Source organism: Photorhabdus heterorhabditis, from assembly GCF_001280945.1.
GTDB lineage: Bacteria > Pseudomonadota > Gammaproteobacteria > Enterobacterales > Enterobacteriaceae > Photorhabdus > Photorhabdus heterorhabditis.
This window is the reverse complement of the sequence record NZ_LJCS01000040.1, coordinates 12038-33253: the sequence shown is the minus strand read 5'-3', so window position 1 is coordinate 33253 and position 21216 is coordinate 12038. Positions and strand designations below refer to the sequence as shown.

Genomic DNA, 21216 nt, shown 5'->3' with positions numbered 1-21216 from the left:
TGCACTCATTCACCCAGGTCACATAGTTATCTATGACATAGTTATCTATGCTCCCGGGGATTTGCTCCCTTGCCGTCGCGATCCATCTTGAAATCCATTGGGTATATAATAAGGTTGATTTTAATTTGAAATTATTTCTTTACGAAGTTAAATATAATTAACTTTCACATTAATCATAGGGTTTTATTATTAAATAACATGTGGTGAAATTGATTCTAACCTAAACTTATATCTTTGAGTAATTAAATATACAGGATGTATTTGTAAATGTTTAATAAGTTGCTTTGGCAGGGGTTTTTTGTTCATTATTAGAATGATAATCTTTATTTTTGGAGCGTGATCGAAGTCAACTCATACCAATTAGTCGTCTATAAATCCTTTTTAAGTCATGGAATTAAACGCCAACTCATCATAGACATTGATATAAAAAACAGGGACGAAACAGAGTGCTTGTTTACGGTTCATAGAATGAATCATTTATTCCATTGTTAGGTGAATTATCACCACAGCATGGTTAATCAAGCGGTTATTTACACTCAATGCCAGAGAGAAAGTATTGTCTGAGTATCTTGATTGATGCTTGGCAAGTCCGTCTTTATTCCTCCAAAGATAAAACGGGGAAAAGTAAAAGAAAGCACTTTGATGACTGTCGGGAAAGACAGTTTTCAAATATCTAACAGAATTGTTGAGGTTGTAAATGAAAGATAGCATTGCTAACGCGGGAAATGTCCTTAAAGTAGCACTCCCCTCTCAGACGTCAGAAAATATAATCAATAACGTAAATAATATTCCTACTTCATCACGTATCTGTGTCGTGGTGGGAGGAACAACTCTTGCAGTATTCTGTGCCGAGCAAATTCAATCGGCTGGGCATACAATACAAGCGGTGCTAACTGATGATGATGTTTTGCAAACTTGGGCTGTCCAGCAAGGAATCGTTTGTGTGGACTCTGTTGACGCATTACAACAGCAAATCATGCTACACCCTGTCGATTGGCTTTTCTCAATCGCTAGTCCGATCATTCTGCCTATGTCGTTGATTGAACAGATTCGCGGCGGCGCTTTTAACTATCACGATAGCCCCTTACCCCGCTATGCGGGTTGTCATGCCACTTCTTGGGCGTTGTTAGCGCAGGAGGCACATTATGCTATTTCCTGGCATTGCATTGAAGCGGGTGTGGATACCTGTGATATTGCTGTGCAATGGCCGGTATCTATTGGGGAACACGATAGTGCATTTTCATTGAATCTAAAATGTTATCAGGCTGCTCAGGAAGGATTTATTAAATTGTTGCAGGATCTTGGTCAGGGCACGTTGGTGACCCATCTACAAGATCTCTCGCAACGGAGTTTTTATGCTCAGTCACATCGGCCTGATGGTGGGGGATATCTGTGTTGGGAGCAGCCGGGTGAAGTATTGTCAGCGTTGGTACGGGCCTTAGATTTTGGCGAGAATTATCTAAATCCACTGGGCTGTCCGAAAGTGTTGCTTAAGCAGGGCACCGTGCGAATTTCCTGGCTTGAACGGTTGAACTGTTGTTCTCAGGCGGCACCAGGTACGTTGATTGATGTAGAAGAGAACGCCTGGCAAGTCACGACGGGCAGTGGAGATGTGCGGATTGGTGGGTTTACCACTCTTGAAGGCAAATTATTATCTGCTGGTGAACTGGCTGCTATATCAGAACTCAGGCCGGGTAAATCATTACCTTTGCTTTCTCCACAACAAGCACAGAATGTAAAAAATACTCTCCAGTCATTGGCACCCAGTGAATCATTCTGGTGTGAGCGTCTTGCCTCTTGGCAGCCATTCCAATTACCTTTCGAAATTGCCGGGGAGCAGGTAGAACCCAGATGGGCAATGAGTGTCTGGCAACCTCCGTTGCCGAAAAACAGTGAAACAGATCCATTGCCGATGTTGTTGCAGACATTCGCCATTTATCTGGCGCGTTTGACTCATCAGACCAAGTTCCAAATCGGTTGGTATGTGGATGAAGCAAAAGATGAACTGGGTTTATTGGCTGGTTTGTCACCGGTGGTTCCCATGGCGATTGAGGTAGCATTTGATAAGCCGTGGAGTGTAGTCGCTGACTGGATTAGTAACGAACTTACATGTTTAGCGCAACACCGTACATTTTGTTGTGACCTTCTTTCCCGTTCTCCTGCATTAAGTGTTATTCCAGCGTTAACAACCTGCCAGCCATGGCGGATTGCTGTCTCGGTCATAAAGGATGACAGACAGTGGGAGAAGGATGTGTCAGGTGAACTTCTGACATTGCAGATTAATGCACAGGGTGGTTTTCGCTGGATCTACGATGCAACTCGTTTGCTCGTAGAAGATGTTCAGCGGATGAGTGAACATTTACAGGTGTTGGCATCAGCGGAAAAAGTAGGTGATGAAATACCAGTTTGGCAGCTTAATTTATTACCTGAGTCCGAACGCACACTACTGTTGGAAACCTGGAACGCCACTGAAACAATCTATCCTGACCAGCTGTGTATTCATCAGCTATTCGAACAACAGGTGGAGAAAACTCCGGCGGCCACCGCATTGATAGCAGGAGATAAGACCCTTAGCTATGCTGAACTCAATGCGGGTGTTAACCGACTGGCTCGTCAATTGATTGCTCTGGGGATTAGCCCGGGTGATCACATTGTAATCCTGTTAGAGCGTTCGATTGAACTGGTGGTAGCACAGTTGGCTATCCTCAAAGCGGGGGCCGTTTATGTTCCTATCGATCCTAGTGTGCCGGACGAGCGGAAAAACAGGTTGATAAACGATTGCTCAGCTCGGTTACTCATCACTGATGTACAGTCTGATATCCCGATTGGCCTGATTGTTCCGTTATTGTGTATTTCTGCGGAGGTAGATGCGCCCGGGGAAGATGAGACGGATTTCAATCTTGATTTACCTTGTCGCAGTTCAGACGCTGCTTATGTCATGTATACCTCTGGTTCGACGGGTACACCCAAAGGAGTCATCGTACCTCATCATGCGGTAATTCGGCTGGTTATTGATAATGGCTATGCAGAAATCGGGCAGGATGACCGGGTTGCTTTCACCGCTAACCCGGCTTTCGATGCCAGTACCTTTGAAATCTGGGCGCCTTTACTTAATGGTGGAGCGTTGGTGGTGATTGATCATGCCACGTTGCTGACGCCGCAAGCGTTTATACAGGAGTTACAAGCTCATCACATCACGATTTTGTGGTTAACGATTGGGTTATTTAACCGATTGGTAGCTGAGTTGTCCTCGGTGCTTCCACAGATAAAAATGCTGATTTTCGGGGGGGATATTCCCGATCGGCATGTAATTGCTAAGGTTTTGGACAAAAATTCGCCTCAACAGTTATTGCAAGCCTATGGCCCGACGGAAGGAACGACGTTTACCACGATGTATCGTATCGCGTTGTTACCTCCGGGGATGGCGAAGGTTCCCATTGGCCGACCGATAGCCAATACGCGTGTTTACTTGCTGGATGATTATGGTCAGCCGGTGCCGTTGGGGGGTAGCGGTGAGATTTATATTGGCGGTGATGGGGTGGCCAGCGGTTATCTCAATCGCCCGGAATTGACCGCTGAGCGCTTTCTGGTCGATCCATTTAGTCATAAGACGAATGCGCGGATGTATCGAACCGGGGATTTAGCGCGCTATTTGTCGGACGGTAATTTGGAATTCCTTGGCCGTAATGACCAGCAGGTTAAAATTCGGGGTTTCCGCATTGAACCGGGAGAAATCGAAGCTCGACTAACGGAATATTCTGCGATACGTGAGGCTGTTGTGCTGGTTCAGGATGATAGGCAGGATAAGCGGTTAGTTGCCTACGTGGTGGCAGACGCGGATGAGGAGTTGGTTAATAATCTGCGTACCTACCTGAGTACAGTTTTACCTGACTACATGGTGCCAGCGGCTTTTGTGCGTCTGGATGCCTTCCCGCTGACTCCTAATGGTAAGTTAGATCGCCGGGCGTTGCCTGCTCCGGGTGAGGAGGCTTTTGCTCGTCAGATTTATGCAGCACCGCAGGGGGAAATAGAAGCCACGTTGGCGACTATCTGGCGTGAATTGTTGGGTATTGAGCAGATTAGCCGACATGACAACTTTTTTGCGTTGGGTGGTCATTCTCTCTTTGCCTTACGGATGATTGAGCGTCTGCGTAACCTTGGGTTAACGTTGGTTGCCCGCGATTTATTCCGATATCCAGTATTGTCTGAGCTTGCTCATATGTTGGGGCAGCATCAGGCTATAGTCGTGGTACCGCCTAATGTGATTACATCGGCAACGACAGTATTGACGCCGGAGATGCTGCCACTGATTGATCTAACTCAGCTTGATATTGACCGTATCGTCGGACAGGTGCCGGGAGGGATCGCCAATATTCAGGATATCTATGCCCTGTCGCCGCTACAGGACGGTATTTTGTTCCACCATTTACTCACAAATGAAGGTGACCCGTATCTGTTGGCCTATATGATGGCCTTCAATGATCGGCCTTTGTTGGACCGTTATCTGGCAGTGGTTCAACAGGTGGTTGATCGTCACGATATTTTACGTACGGCTTTTCTCTGGGAAGGATTGTCAGTTCCGGCTCAGGTCGTTTGGCGTCAGGCACCTTTGTCAGTGACTGAGTTGATGCTGAATCCCGCTGATGGCCCAATTATTGACCAGTTAACCCAGCGTTTTGACTTACGTCAGCATCACCTCGATTTGGGCCAGGCACCGTTGTTGTGCTTTATAGTGACACAGGAAACGGATGGTCGCTGGATAGTATTGCAATTGCAGCATCATTTGACTGGCGACCATACCACGATGGAAATCATGAACCACGAAGTTCAGGCGTATTTTTCCGGGCAGGAGGGTAGTCTGCCTGCACCGGTACCTTTCCGCAATTTAGTGGCTCAAGCCCGATTGGGGGTAAGTCAGGAAGAGCATATCCGCTTCTTTACTGACATGCTGGCTGAGGTAGATGAACCGACGTTACCGTTTGGATTGGTGGAGGTCCATCGTGATGGTTCACAAGTCACCCAATTGCACCGAATGCTGACAGCCACGCTGAATGACCGCTTGCGCAATCAGGCGAGGCGTCTGGGCGTTAGTCTGGCTGCTTTGTGTCATTTGGCTTGGGCGCAGGTATTGTCGCGTACCAGCGGGCAGCAACAGGTGGTGTTTGGCACGGTATTGTTTGGGCGTATGCAGGCGGGTGATGGGGCTGATAGCGGGATGGGGCTGTTTATCAATACCTTGCCGTTGCGGTTGGATATTGATGACACTTCGGTACGGGACAGCGTACAGGCCGCACATACCCGATTAGCAGCATTGTTGGATCATGAACATGCATCGTTAGCGCTGGCTCAGCGTTGCAGTGGTGTACAGGGCGAAATGCCACTTTTTAGTTCCTTATTGAACTATCTGCATAACGATCAGCCGATGACGCTGGATAAGGTTGTGCCGGGTATTGAATTCCTTAGCGAAGAAGAACGTACTAACTATCCGTTTGTGCTGTCGGTAGAGGACGGTGGTTCCACTTTGGGGTTGATCGCCCAAGTGGTGCAGCCGTTTGATCCAGAACGGGTATGTGGTTATATGCAACAGGCATTAGAAAGCCTGGTGGAAGTGCTTGAACAGGCGCCAGAAACACCGGTACGCAGATTGAACATCTTGCCAGAAGCAGAGCAACAGCTGTTGCTGAAAATCTGGAACGCCACCGAGGCGCCGTATCCTGACCAGCTATGCATTCATCAGTTGTTTGAACAGCAGGTGGAGAAAACCCCAGAGGCCATAGCGCTGATAGCAGGAGATAAGACTTTCAGTTACGTGGAACTGAATGTTTGTGCGAATCGACTGGCTCGTCAACTGATTGAACAGGGCATCTTACCAGATGACCATGTGGCGATCTTATTAGAACGCTCTGTTGAGCTGGTGGTGGTACAACTGGCTATTCTCAAAGTTGGTGCCGTTTATGTTCCCGTCGATCCCAGAATGCCGGATAAGCGGAAAAATTGGCTGATAAACGATTGTTCAGCCAAATTGCTGCTCACTGATGAGCAGGCTGATATCCCAACTGGTCTTGCTGTGCCGTTATTTCATCTCTCCAGCGATCCCATTACGGACAGGGAAGAGGAGCGTTGCAATCTTGACTTACCCGGTTTCAGCGCCAAGTCAGCGTATATTATGTATACCTCCGGTTCGACCGGTACACCAAAAGGGGTGGTAGTGCCTCATCGTGCTGTGGTCCGACTGGTGATGAATAATGGCTATGCGGAAATCGGACAGGATGATCGGGTTGCCTTTACAGCGAATCCCGCTTTTGATGCCAGCACATTTGAAGTTTGGGCGCCGTTGCTCAACGGTGGAACATTGGTGGTTATCGACCATGCTACTTTACTGACGCCATCGGATTTTGTACGAGCTTTACAGGCTTATCGAATCACTATTCTGTGGATGAGTGTTGGCTTGCTTCACCGGTTGGTGGCGGAGTTGTCTCCGGTGCTTGCTCAGATCAAGATTTTGATTTTCGGCGGAGAGGTCCTCGATCCGCATGTGATCGCTCAGGTTTTGGACAACAATCCGCCGCAACAATTATTACAAGCTTATGGCCCAAGTGAAGGCACCACCTTTACCACGATATATCCCATTACGGCGTTACCGCCGGGAGTAGCAAAGATCCCTATTGGCCGGCCAATTGCTAACACGCGCCTCTATCTGTTAGACGCGTATAGGCAACCGGTGCCACTAGGTGCGACCGGTGAGATTTATGTTGGCGGCAATGGGGTTGCCTGTGGTTACTTTAATCGCCCGGAATTGACCGCTGAACGCTTTCTGACAGATCCATTTAGTGATGTACCGAATGCACGCATGTATCGAACCGGGGATTTGGCCCGCTACCTGTCGGATGGCAATCTGGTGTTTGTTGGTCGTAATGACCAACAGGTTAAAATCCGGGGTTTTCGGATTGAACCGGGAGAAATCGAAGCGCGTTTGACCGAGCATCCGGCGGTGAGTGAAGCATTGGTATTAGCGGTAAGTGATGGACAAGATAAACGGCTGGTTGCTTATGTGGTGGCCGAGCCAGATGACGGGTTAGTGGTTGGTCTGCGTGAGCATTTAAGTACAATTTTACCTGACTATATGGTGCCAGCGGCTTTCGTGCGTCTGGATGCCTTTCCGCTCACACCTAACGACAAACGGGATCTCCGGGCGCTACCGGCTCCGGGGGAAGAGGATTTTGCCCGTCAGATCTATGAAGCGCCGCAAGGGGAAACTGAGATTGCTTTGGCGACTATCTGGCATGAATTGCTGGGAATTGGACAGATAAGTCGGCATGACAACTTTTTCGCACTGGGTGGTCATTCACTATTGGCTGTTCGGATGATGAACCGGATAGCCGCTTTAGGCATCAAACTGCCGTTGAGCACGTTATTTGAATTTCCTTCATTGTCAGCTTTTGCCGAGAAGATGAGTGTTCAGTTTGGTGAACCAGATAGCATATTACCCGCAATCATGCCGATATCCCGCGATAGCGAGTTACCTCTGTCATTTGCGCAACAGCGTTTGTGGTTCCTCGCCCAATTTGACGAGGTCAGTAATACCTATCATATCCCGGTAGCATTGAGTTTGCGTGGTCAGTTCGATATCGCTGCCTGGCAGCGCGCACTTAATCACCTATTTGCTCGTCATGAGGCTTTACGTTCCATATTTGTGACAGTTGATGGTCATCCCCAGATCGAACTGTTGCCGACGGAATTTGGCCTGCCGATGAAAAAATACGATCTGCGTAAAGTACCTGATGTGGAGAAACAACTTAAATATCTGCGCATGCAGGAGTCTGAAACACGGTTTAATCTCGCTCGTGGGCCGTTAATCCGCTCTGCTTTGATACAACTGGCTAACGATGATTACCTATTCCTGTTGACCCTGCATCATATTGTTTTCGATGGCTGGTCTGTCAGCATACTGATGCGTGAATTAAGTACTCTCTATACGGCTTTTCTGACCGGGCAACCTGATCCATTGCCTGCATTACCGATTCAGTACCCTGATTACGCCGCCTGGCAGCGTCAGTGGCTTTCGGCTGAGCGTATTCAGAACCAATCTGACTATTGGCGCACGATATTGGCTGATGTGCCGGTATTGTTGGATTTGCCAACTGACCGACCACGTCCTGTCCAGCAATCATTTGCGGGGAATTTATTGCCTGTCAATCTGGATGCCGAATTAACCCAATCCTTGAAGCGTTTGAGCGAGCAGCAGGGGGGCACATTGTTCATGACCTTGCTGTCAGCCTGGGCTATGGTCTTATCGCGTCTGTCAGGTCAGGAAGATCTGGTTATTGGTACACCAAGTGCGGGTCGCAGTCGCCAGGAAGTGGAATCGTTGATCGGCTTTTTTGTTAATACGTTGGCCTTACGTATCGATTTATCGGGTGCGCCAAATGTGGTTGAGTTGCTTGCTCGTGTGCGTCAGACGGCATTAGCAGCTCAGGAGCATCAGGATCTGCCATTTGAACAAGTGGTGGAAATAGTGCAACCGCCGCGCCGATTGGCGCATACGCCCCTGTTTCAGGTGATGTTTGCCTGGCAGAACAATGAGAATCCAGATTGGAAACTGCCGGGGTTGGCAGTCTCACCTGCCGAGCAATGCCTTGATACCGCTAAGTTTGATCTTGAACTGAATTTGTCTGAGAAGGATGGCAAGATTGTTGGTTATTTGAGTTATGCAACGGCCCTGTTTGATCAACAAACCATCGAGCGGCATTTGGGGTATCTGTACACGGTGCTGCAAGAGATGGTGACTAACCCTCAGCAATCAGTCGGGGAGATCGATATTCTGACGTCGGCGGAGCGCAGGTTGCTGTTGGAAATCTGGAATGCGACTAAAGCACCGTATCCTGACCAGTTGTGTATTCATCAGTTATTTGAACAACAGGCAGAGAAAACCCCGGTAGCGACAGCGCTGATAGCGGGAGATAAAATCCTCAGTTATGCGGAACTGAATGCTTATGCTAACCGATTGGCCCATCGACTGATTGAACTGCGGGTTTGCCCGGATGACCACGTGGCGATTATGTTAGAACGCTCGGTTGAATTGGTGGTGGCACAATTAGCCATTCTTAAAGCTGGTGCTGTTTATGTGCCGATAGATCCCAGCGTGCCGGACGAACGGAAAAACGGGTTGATAAACGATTGTTCAGCCAAATTGCTGCTCACTGATTTGCAGTTTGATATCCCGATTGACCTTGCAGTTCCGCTGTTTCGTCTCTCCAGTGAGATGGACACCATCAGGGAGAAAGCGTGTTTCAATCTCAATGTACCTTGTCTCAGTTCAGATTCAGCTTATGTCATGTATACCTCCGGTTCGACCGGCACACCAAAAGGCGTGGTGGTGCCTCATCGTGCGGTAATCAGGCTGGTTATTAATAACGGTTATGCCGCAATCGGGCTGGATGACAAGGTTGCTTTTACGGCGAACCCGGCTTTTGATGCCAGTACGTTTGAAGTCTGGGCGCCTTTGCTTAACGGTGGCACATTGGTGGTTATTGATCGCGCTACTTTGCTGACACCACAGGAATTTGTACAAGCGTTACAGGCTCATCAAATCACGATTCTGTGGCTGACTATTGGGTTGTTTAACCGGTTAGTGGCAAGGTTATCCCCCATTCTTCCGCAAATAAAAGTTCTGATTTTCGGGGGGGATATCCCCGATCCACATGTAATTGCTGGGGTTTTGGACAACAGCCCGCCACAGCAATTATTACAGGCTTACGGTCCGAGTGAAGGAACCACTTTTACCACCATGTACCGTATTGCCGCGTTACCACAAGGAACGATGAGAGTGCCTATTGGCCGACCGATAGCCAATACGCGTGTTTACTTGCTGGATGATTATGGTCAGCCGGTGCCGTTGGGGGTGGTTGGTGAGATTTATGTTGGCGGAGATGGGGTGGCCTGCGGTTATCTCAATCGCCCGGAATTGACGGCTGAGCGTTTTCTAACAGATCCCTTTAGTGATGAACAGAATGGGCGGATGTATCGAACCGGGGATCTGGCCCGCTTCTTGCCTGACGGTAATCTGGAGTTCCTTGGCCGTAATGACCAACAGGTGAAAATTCGGGGTTTCCGCATTGAACCGGGGGAAATTGAAGCGCGGCTAATGGCATATCCTGTGGTACGGGAGGCCGCTGTACTGGCGTTGGGAGATGGGCAAGATAAGCGGTTGGTTGCCTATGTGGTGGCAGATGCGAATGACGAATTGGTTAATAGTTTACGGACTTATTTAAGTGCAATTCTGCCTGAATATATGGTGCCAGCGGCTTTTGTGTGTCTGGATGCTTTTCCGTTGACCTCTAACGGTAAATTAGATCGTCAGGCATTACCGGCTCCGGGAGAGGACGCTTTTGCTCATCAGGTTTATGAAGCACCGCAAGGGGACACTGAGGTTGCTTTGGCCGCTATCTGGCGTGATTTGTTGGGAGTTGAGCAGATTAGCCGGCACGATAGTTTCTTCACGCTGGGAGGACATTCGTTGCTCGCTGTGCAGATGGTTGAGCGTTTGCGTAATCTGGGTTTAACGTTGGCAGTGCGTGATCTGTTTAAATCTCCAGTGCTGTCTGAACTTGCTCAAACGTTGGCACAATATCAGGCTGTGGTGGTGCCGCCTAATATCATTACATCGGTAACTGAGGCGTTGACGCCGGAGATGTTGCCGTTGATTGCGCTAACTCAGTCAGAGATTGATTACATCGTCGAGCAGGTGCCTGGCGGAATTAGCAATATTCAGGATATCTATGCTTTGTCGCCGTTGCAGGATGGTATTTTGTTCCATCATCTGCTGGCGAACGAAGGTGATCCGTATCTGTTAGCGAGTCAAATGGTTTTTGCTGACCGACCTTTGCTGGATCGTTATCTGGCGGCGGTTCAGCAGGTGGTTGATCGCCATGATATCTTGCGCACTGCCTTTATTTGGCAGGGATTATCTGTTCCGGCTCAGGTGGTTTGTCGTCAAGTTCAATTACCCGTGGCGGAACGGGTGCTGAACCTGGCTGACGGACCGATCTGCGAACAGTTAGCTCAATTGTTTGATCCACGCCAGCATCGTATCGATTTGAGTCAGGCTCCGCTGCTACGTTTTGTGATGGCGCAGGAGACTGATGGCCGTTGGGTGGTGTTGCAATTGTTGCATCACTTGATTGGCGATCATACTACGATGGAAGTCATGAACCGTGAGGTTCAGGCGTATCTTACCGGGCAGCAGAACAGGCTGCCGGTTCCGGTACCTTTCCGTCATTTGATTGCTCAGGTTCAATTGGGTGTCAATCAGGTTGAGCATACTTGTTTCTTTACCGACATGTTAGCGGAGGTGGAGGAACCGACGTTGCCGTTTGGGTTGATAGAGGTACACCATGGTGGTTCACAGGTAACACAATCGCATCGGATGCTGACGACTGACTTGAATGACCGTTTACGTGATCAGGCTCGGCGTCTGGGGGTAAGTTTAGCCACATTGTGCCATCTGGCTTGGGCGCAAGTGTTGTCTCGTACCAGCGGCCAGAAGAAAGTGGTGTTCGGCACGGTGCTATTTGGGCGTATGCAGGCGGGCGAAGGCGCTGACAGTGGCATGGGACTGTTTATTAATACCTTGCCGCTACGATTGGATATCGATGATACCCCGGTGCGGGACAGCATACAGGCGGTACATACCCGGTTGGCAGGGCTGTTAGAGCATGAACACGCCTCGCTGGCATTGGCTCAGCGTTGCAGTGGTGTGCAGGGTGGAACCCCGCTCTTTAGTACTCTGTTGAACTATCGGCATAATGCGCCGTTAGCAGCTTCGAATGAAATGATAAACGGTGTTGAGTTCCTTGGTGCGCAGGAGCGGACCAACTATCCATTTGTGCTGTCGGTGGAGGATTTTGGTGATGCGTTGGGACTGACAGCGCAAATCGTCCAGCCGTTTGATCCGGAACGCGTATGCGGCTATATGCAACAAGCACTGGAAAGTCTGGTACAGGCGCTTGAACAGACCCCGGAAAAACCCGTTCGGGCGCTGGAAATCTTGCCGGAAGCAGAGAGGAATTTACTGCTGAAAATCTGGAATACGACGGAAGTCGCTTATCCTGACCAGTTGTGTATCCATCAGTTATTTGAACAACAGGTGGATAAAACCCCGGATGCCGTCGCGTTGATAGCAGGAGATAAGGCGCTGTGTTATGCAGAGCTGAATGCCAGTGCTAACCGGCTGGCCCGTCAATTGGTAGCACAAGGGATTTGTCCGGGTGATCGCGTTGTAATCCTGTTAGAGCGTTCGATTGAACTGGTGGTGGCCCAGCTGGCTATTCTCAAGGTCGATGCTGTATACGTGCCGATAGATCCCAGCGTACCGGACGAGCGGAAAAACAGGTTGATAAACGATTGTTCAGCACGGTTACTGATCACTGATTTACCATTTGATATTCCGACTAATTTTGCAGTTCCTCTGTTCTGTCTTTCCAGTGAGATGGGAACAATCAGAGCGGAAGATCGCGCCAATCTTGATTTACCTTGTCATAGTTCAGATTCAGCTTATGTCATGTATACCTCCGGCTCGACCGGTACACCAAAAGGCGTGGTGGTGCCTCATCGTGCGGTGGTCAGATTGGTTATTAATAACGGCTATGTTGCAATCAGGCCGGATGACAAGGTTGCTTTCACCGCTAACCCGGCTTTTGATGCCAGTACCTTTGAAGTCTGGGCGCCTTTGCTTAATGGTGGGGCGCTGGTGGTAATTGACTATGCCACTTTGCTGACGCCGCAGGAGTTTGTACGGGTGTTACAGGTTCATCGAGTTACGATTCTGTGGCTGACTATCGGGTTATTTAACCGGCTGGTAGTAGAATTATCCTCGGTTCTCCCGCAGATAAAAGTCCTGATTTTCGGCGGAGATATCCCCGATCTGCATGTGATTGCTAAGGTTTTGGACAACAGCCCGCCGCAACAATTATTGCAGGCTTACGGTCCGAGTGAAGGAACCACTTTTACCACCATGTACCGTATTGCCGCGTTACCACAAGGAACGATGAGAGTGCCTATTGGCCGACCGATAGCCAATACGCGTGTTTACTTGCTGGATGATTATGGTCAGCCGGTGCCGTTGGGGGTGGTTGGTGAGATTTATGTTGGCGGAGATGGGGTGGCCTGCGGTTATCTCAATCGCCCGGAATTGACGGCTGAGCGTTTTCTAACAGATCCCTTTAGTGATGAACAGAATGGGCGGATGTATCGAACCGGGGATCTGGCTCGCTACCTGCCGGACGGTAATTTGGAATTCCTTGGCCGTAATGACCAACAGGTTAAAATTCGCGGTTTCCGCGTTGAACCGGGGGAAATCGAAGCCCGGTTAACGGAACATTTTGCGGTGCGTGAAGCCGCGGTGTTAGCTCTCGATGACGGACAGGAGAAGCGGCTGGTTGCCTATGTGGTGGCAGACGCGGATGACGGATTAGTTAATAGTTTGCGTACCCATCTGAGTATGATTTTGCCTGATTATATGATGCCGGTGGCTTTTGTGCGTTTGGATACATTTCCACTGACATCTGGCGGTAAACTGAACCGTCGGGCATTACCCGCGCCGGGAGAAGAAGCGTTTGCTCGTCAGGTTTATGCAGCGCCGCAAGGAGAGATGGAAACTACTTTGGCCGCTATTTGGCGCAAGTTATTGGGGGTTGAACAGATTAGCCGCCATGACAACTTTTTCGCACTGGGCGGTCATTCACTATTGGCTGTGCGGATGATCAATCGAATAGCCGCTTTAGGTATCGAATTGCCGCTGACCATGTTGTTTAAATCCCCTTCTTTAGCCGCCTTTGCTGAGGTGATGAGTAAGCAACTGACAGAACAAGGCAGTAAACTACCCGCCATTATGCCAATATCTCGTGAGGGTGAGTTGCCGCTGTCATTCGCGCAACAACGCTTGTGGTTCCTGGCTCAATTTAAGGGAGTCAGTGATACCTATCATATTCCCATAGCACTGCGTTTGCAGGGGCCGCTTGATATTGCTGTCTGGCAGCAGGTGCTTAATCGCCTGTTTGCTCGTCATGAAGCGTTACGTTCTGTATTCATCTCTGTTGATGGTCAGCCTCAAGTTAAACTGTTGTCAGTGGAATTTGGCTTGCCAATGAAAAAATACGATCTGCGTAAAGTGCCTGATGTGGATCAACAACTTGAACATTTGTGTATACAGGAAGCTGAGACGTCATTCGATTTGACCCGTGGCCCGTTGATCCGTGCCTGTCTGATACAACGGGCTGACAATGATTATGTATTCTTGTTGACCCAGCATCACATTATTTCAGACGGCTGGTCTGTTAGCGTGTTAATGCGTGAGCTGAATGCCCTCTATTCGGCTTTCTTGCTAGAGCAGCCCGATCCGTTGCCACCGTTGGCGATTCAATACCCTGATTATGCCGCGTGGCAACGTCAATGGCTTTCAGCTGAACGAGTCCAAATCCAATCTGATTATTGGCGTGCTGCGCTAGCTGACTCGCCGGTCCTATTAGATTTGCCAACTGATCGGCTACGTCCATCTCACCAGTCGTTTGTCGGACATGTATTGCCTGTTAATTTGGATGCAGAGTTAACGAAATCCCTTAAACATTTGAGTGAACGGCAGGGTGTCACGCTATTTATGACCCTGTTGTCAGCCTGGGCTATAGTCCTGTCGCGCTTGTCAGGTCAAGAAGATCTGGTTATCGGTACGCCGAGTGCGGGCCGTAGTCTCCAAGAGGTGGAATCGCTGATCGGTTTCTTTGTCAATACGTTAGCTTTACGTATTGATTTATCAGGTTCGCTGAACATTACCGAGTTACTTACGCGTGTGCGGCAAACCGCGCTGGCGGCACAGGAACACCAGGATTTGCCATTTGAACAGGTGGTAGAAATTGTGCAGCCACCGCGCCGATTGGCGCATACCCCGTTGTTTCAAGTGATGTTTGCCTGGCAGAACAATGAGAATATGGAATTGAGGCTACCGGGGTTGACCATCTCACCCGTTGATCACGCTTTTGATGTGGTTAAGTTTGATCTTGAGCTGAATCTGTCTGAGGTGGATGGCAGGATTGTGGGTTATCTGAATTATGCCACCGCATTGTTTGATCGGCAGACAATTGAACGACATACAGGTTATTTGTATACGATACTGCAAGAGATGGCCGCTAATCCTCAGCAGTTGGTTGGAAAAATCGATATTTTGGCGTCAGCGGAACGCAGGCTATTACTGGAAACTTGGAATGCCACAAATGCCTGGTATCCTGACCAATGGTGTATTCATCGGTTATTTGAACAACAAGTTGAAAAGCATCCTGATGCTATTGCGTTGGTGCATGAAGGTCAGCGTTTAAGTTATGCCGAATTAAATACCTGTGCTAACCGGCTGGCCCACCAGCTTATTACATTGGGTGTGGTACCGGATCAGCGAGTAGCGATTTGCGTAACACGCTCACCTGCAATGGTCATAGGGCTGTTGGCAATACTAAAAGCTGGCGGAGCCTATGTACCTCTGGACCCGGCTTATCCGGGTGAGCGTTTAATACATATTCTGACCGATGCCGCGCCAGCGATTTTGCTGGCGGATAGTGCTGGATGTGATGCGTTAGGCGAGAAAGCGTTAGCCGGATTAACTCTATTTGATCCGAATTCATTGCCTGACCAACCGGACAGCAATCCCTTGGTGTCTTCATTGACTTCCCGTCATCTGGCCTATGTGATTTATACCTCTGGCTCAACCGGCACACCGAAAGGGGTGATGATTGAACATCGTGGGTTAGTTAATCTTATTCAGGAAAAAATTGTTCAGTTTGATGTTCATTCAGGCAGCCGAATGTTGCAGTTCGCCTCGTTTGGTTTCGATGCCAGTGTTTGGGAAGTCATGATGGCGCTATGTGGTGGTGCCACTTTAGATATTCCTGCCGACATGGTTCGTCAGGAGCCACATCACCTTTGGCATTACCTAGAAGAGCAGGCGGTGACACATGCCTGTTTGACACCAGCTATGCTCCGGGAGGGGGCGGGTTTGCCGGTGATGACGATAAGACCGACATTAATATTGGGTGGTGAAGCACCCAGTGCAGCACTGCTTCAGGCTCTGAGTGGTCGGGTGAATCTGTTCAATGCTTATGGCCCGACGGAAATTACTGTTTGTGCGACTGTCTGGTCTTGCCCGCTAGACTATACCGATGAATGGGTGCCGATGGGTCGCCCGACGGCCAACACACGTGTTTATTTACTGGGTACCGACGGTCAGCCGGTGCCGCTGGGGGCGGTAGGTGAGCTGTATATTGGCGGTATTGGTGTAGCACGTGGCTATTTGAACCAACCAGAACTGACCACTGAACGTTTTCTCACGGACCCATTTAGCAATGACCCGAATGCGCGCATGTACCGAACCGGAGATTTGGCGCGTTACTTGCCGGATGGCAATCTGGTGTTTGTTGGCCGTAATGATCAGCAGGTTAAAATTAGGGGCTTCCGTATTGAGCCGGGGGAAATAGAAGCTCGGTTGATGGAGCACTCTGCGGTACGTGAAGCACTCGTGTTAGTTGCTGGTGACGGGCAAGACAAACGGTTGATTGCCTATGTGGTGGCGCAAGCGGATGACGGGTTAGTTAATAACTTGCGTCGCCACTTGAGCATAATTTTGCCTGACTATATGGTGCCGGCGGCTTTTGTGTGTCTGGATGCCTTTCCGCTGACGCCTAACGGCAAACTGGATCGCCGGGCGCTGCCGGTTCCGGCAGAGGAAGATTTTGCTCATCAGGTTTATGCCGCCCCGCAGGGGGAGACAGAAACTACACTGGCGGCTATCTGGCGCGAATTGCTGGGAATTGAACAGATCAGTCGGCATGATAGTTTCTTTGCGCTGGGGGGACATTCGTTGCTTGCTGTGCGGATGGTTGAGCGCTTGCGTACTCTTAGATTGACGCTGGCCGTGCGTGACTTGTTCCAATTTCCGGTGTTGTCTGAACTTGCCCAAACGCTGGGACAGTACTGGGCTGTGGTGGTACCGCCTAATGTTATGACACCGGCAGCGACTACATTGACACCAGAGATGTTACCACTGATTGATCTGACTCAGGCGGAAATTGACCGTATCATCGGGCAAGTGCCGGGCGGGATGACCAATATTCAGGATATCTATGCTTTGTCACCGTTGCAGGATGGTATTTTGTTCCATCATCTACTGGCAAATAAAGGTGATCCGTATCTACTGGTCAGTCAAATGGCTTTTGCTGACCGGCCTTTATTGGATCGTTATCTGGCCGCGGTTCAACAGGTAGTTGATCGTCACGATATTTTGCGTACCGCTTTTATCTGGCAAGGGGTATCGGTTCCAGTTCAGGTGGTTTGGCGTCAAGCACCTTTATCCGTGACTGAATTGACCCTACACCCGGATGATGGTCCGGTTGGTGATCAATTGATGCGACGTTTTGATACACGCCAACATCGTATTGGCTTGGAACAGGCGCCATTGCTGCGCTTTGCGGTGGCACAGGAGCAGGATGGCCGCTGGATAGTGCTGCAATTACTGCACCATCTGATTGGTGACCATACAACATTGGGGGTGATGAACCGTGAAGTTCAGGCGTATCTTGCCGGACAAGGGGACAATTTGCCTGTTCCGGTTCCCTTCCGCAATCTGGTGGCTCAGGCACGATTGGGGGTAAGTCAGGAAGAGCATACCCGCTTCTTTACCGACATGTTGGCTGGAGTCAATGAGCCGACGTTACCATTCGGATTGACAGACGTGCATCATGATGGTTCGCAAGTCACAGAATCACACCAGATGCTGGCAGCTGAACTTAATGACCGCTTACGGGGTCAAGCCCGGCGTTTGAGTGTGAGTTTGGCTTCTTTGTGTCATCTTGCCTGGGCGCAGGTGTTGTCGCGTACCAGCGGACAACAGCAGGTGGTGTTCGGGACTGTCCTGTTTGGGCGTATGCAAGCGGGGGAAGGGGTTGATAATGGAATGGGATTGTTTATCAATACCCTGCCATTACGACTGGATGTAGATGATACTCCAGTACGAGATAGTGTACAGATAGTACATACCCGGCTGGCTGAGTTGCTGGAACATGAGCATGCATCTCTGGTGTTAGCTCAGCGTTGTAGTGGTGTACCGGGCGGAACGCCACTCTTTAATACTCTGTTGAATTATCGACATAATGCCTCTTTGCAAACCTTGCATGAAACGATAAGTGGTATTGAACTCTTTGGTGGACAGGAGCGTACTAATTATCCGTTTGTCATGTCGGTGGAAGATTTTGGTGATGCACTAGGGTTGACGGCTCAAATTGTTCAGCCGTTTGATCCGAAACGTATATGCGGTTATATGCAACAAGCATTGGAAAGTTTGGTGCGAGCACTTGAACAGACCCCGGAAATATCGGTGCAGATGCCAGACATCCTGCCGGAGGCTGAACGCACGTTATTGCTGGGAACCTGGAATGCCACTGAAACAATCTATCCCGATCAGTTGTGTATTCATCAATTATTTGAACAACAGGTGGAGAAAACCTCGGAAGCCACGGCATTGATCGCAGGAGATAAAACCCTTAGCTATGCCGAACTGAATACTCAAGCTAACCGGCTAGCCCGTCAATTGATTGCACAGGGAATTTGCCCGAATGACCATGTTGCACTGCTGTTAGAGCGTTCGATTGAACTGGTGGTGGCACAGTTGGCGATTCTCAAAGTAGGTGCCGTTTATGTTCCTATTGATCCCGGAGCGCCGGATGAGCGGAAAAATTGGTTGATAAACGATTGTTCAGCCAAATTGTTGCTTACTGATGGGCGGGTTGATATTCCGATTAGCCTTACTGTTCCGTTATTTCGACTTACTGATCAGGCAGACACAAGCAGGGAAGAAGAAGGTTTCAATCTTGATTGGTCTGGTCACAGTTCAGACCCCGCTTATGTCATGTATACCTCCGGCTCGACCGGTATACCAAAAGGCGTGGTAGTGCCTCACCGCGCGGTGGTTCGGCTGGTCATTAACAATGGCTATGCGGAAATTAAGCAAGATGATCGGGTGTCCTTTACCGCTAACCCGGCTTTCGATGCCAGCACCTTTGAAGTCTGGGCGCCTTTGCTCAACGGTGGGGCACTGGTGGTGATTGATCATGCCACTTTGTTAACGCCGCAGGCGTTGGTACGGGTGTTACAGGATCATCGAGTCACGATTCTGTGGCTAACTGTCGGATTATTTAATCGGCTGGTTGTAGCGTTGTCACCGGTTCTTCCGCAGATAAAAATTCTGATTTTCGGGGGAGATATCCCCGCTCTGCATGTGATTGCTGAGGTTTTGGACAACAGTCCGCCACAACGATTATTGCAGACTTATGGTCCGAGTGAAGGAACTACCTTTACTACCATGTACCGTATTGCCGCGTTACCACCGGGGGCGACAAGGGTCTCCATTGGCCGACCGATAGCCAATACGCGTGTTTACTTGCTGGATGATGATGGTCAGCCGGTGCCGTTAGGGGTGGCTGGTGAGATTTATGTTGGCGGTGATGGGGTTGCTTGTGGTTACCTCAATCGCCCGGAATTGACCGCTGAACGCTTTTTGACAGATCCGTTTAGTGATGTACCGAACGCGCGTATGTACCGAACCGGGGATCTGGCTCGCTACCTGCCAGATGGTAATTTGGAATTCCTTGGCCGGAATGACCAGCAGGTTAAAATTCGCGGTTTCCGCGTTGAACCGGGAGAAATTGAAGCCCGGTTAACGGAGCATTTTGCGGTGCGTGAGGCGGCTGTGCTGGCGTTGAGTGATGGACAGGATAAGCGGTTGGTTGCTTATGTGGTGGCAGACACAGAGGACGGGCTGGTTAATAGTCTGCGTACCTATCTGAGCACAATTTTACCTGACTACATGGTGCCGACAGCCTTTGTGCGTCTGGATGCCTTCCCGCTGACCACTAATGGTAAGTTAGATCGCCGGGCGTTACCTGCTCCGGGTAAAGAGGCTTTTGCCCGTCAGATTTATGAAGCTCCGCAGGGAGAAATAGAAACCACATTGGCGGTTATCTGGCGTGAGTTATTGGGTATTGAGCGGATTAGCCGACATGACAACTTCTTTACGTTGGGAGGACATTCATTACTTGCCATGCGGATGGTAAACCTTGCCGCAGGTTATGATTTGGTATGTACATTGAATGATTTGTTTCAATTTCCGGTTCTGATGGAACTGGCGGCAAAAATGACCTCAGATTGGCTGTCTCAGCCACGGAGTCATGCCATACCTGTGCGACCTGACGGAACCAGGCTACCGTTGTTCTTTGTTCCCAGTGGGATGGGTGATTATTCCTATGTTTTTGGGCTGGCCCAGCATATTCAATCAGGCTATCCAATTTACGCGCTGCCTTGGCCGTCTATCAGTGAAGGACCCATGTCAACGATAGAGCAGCAGGTGACAAGAATGATCATCTTTATGAAGGCCATTCAACCGGCAGGCCCGTACCGAATATGTGGTTACTCTTCTGGCGGTATATTGGCTTATGCCATTGCTCAGCAACTTTTGAATGCCGGTGAGACGATCAATTTTCTGGGGCTAATTGATACGCCTGCGCCTCACTATTCCAGGAAACAGATAATACCGCCTAAGCTTCAGTTCTTTATTGAATTGGTAAGGCACTTAGGGGAAGAACGCATTGAAGAGATTGCCGCATTGTACCAAAGAATCGACGAACTGAGTTTGGTGCAATTTATTGCCGCGGCGCAGGAACTGGCGTTATACCCGTTAAATCTGAGTCCTAATTTGATCGCGAAGCGTTGGGAACAGATAGAAAATTATGCACAAATCGTCAGGGATTATGAACCGCAAGTATTAACGGTAACTCTTCATCAGTTCTATGCAATGGAACCTTCTCCACTCGTTCCTTTGGTTACGGATGACAACCCACGGCCTTTAAGTATGGAGCCGTCATTAGGTTGGGCGCAGATAGTACCGGCTCCTTTGCTGCGGCTAATTCCTATTTCGGGTAACCATTTTAGTTTGCTGGAAGATAGCGAGGATAAAGTCGTTTTAATTCGAGCTTTAAATATGGCACTGACAATCAGTTGTGACGGAGAGGTTCAGTGATGATTTAATTGAGGCTAATGATCCTGTGTTTGTTTCATAATCCGGTATATACCCGTTATCTTTCAAGTTGCCTCTTTGTTGGCTGCACTCACTCACCCCGGTCACAGAGT

General features: G+C 49.4%; 1 protein-coding gene. It reads left to right on the top strand.

The annotated features are described in order from the left end of the window. The first annotated feature begins 697 nt into the window (after positions 1–697). A complete protein-coding gene (locus AM629_RS13905; protein ID WP_054479887.1) occupies positions 698–21106 on the top strand; it encodes a non-ribosomal peptide synthetase in 20409 nt (6802 codons plus the stop codon). Positions 21107–21216: the final 110 nt, after the last annotated feature.